The 318-nt window shown below is 50.9% G+C and carries 2 tRNA genes; both read left to right on the forward strand.

From position 1 onward, the window contains the following. Position 1: 1 nt before the first annotated feature. Positions 2 to 74: transfer RNA gene (locus tag G9F74_RS29590), tRNA-Ala, on the forward strand. A gap of 20 nt (positions 75 to 94) precedes the next feature. Next, positions 95 to 187: transfer RNA gene (locus tag G9F74_RS29595), tRNA-Ser, on the forward strand. Positions 188 to 318: the final 131 nt, after the last annotated feature.

Below are 318 nucleotides of genomic sequence, written 5' to 3' on the forward strand. Positions count from 1 at the left end.
TGGGGCCTTAGCTCAGCTGGGAGAGCGCCTGCCTTGCACGCAGGAGGTCAGCGGTTCGATCCCGCTAGGCTCCACTTTATTTATTATATGTCTCGGAGGTATACCCAAGTTCGGCTGAAGGGATCGGTCTTGAAAACCGACAGGCGGTGAGAATCGCGCGGGGGTTCGAATCCCTCTACCTCCTCCATTTTTTTTGAAATGGTTAGCTACATATAATAATAAAATATTTATTTTCCTTCATGGAGGTATACCCAAGTTCGGCTGAAGGGATCGGTCTTGAAAACCGACAGGCGGCGAGAGTCGCGCGGGGGTTCGAAT

It is taken from the genome of Bacillus sp. EKM202B, assembly GCF_011066025.1.
Classification (GTDB): Bacteria; Bacillota; Bacilli; order Bacillales; family Bacillaceae_G; genus Bacillus_A; species Bacillus_A toyonensis.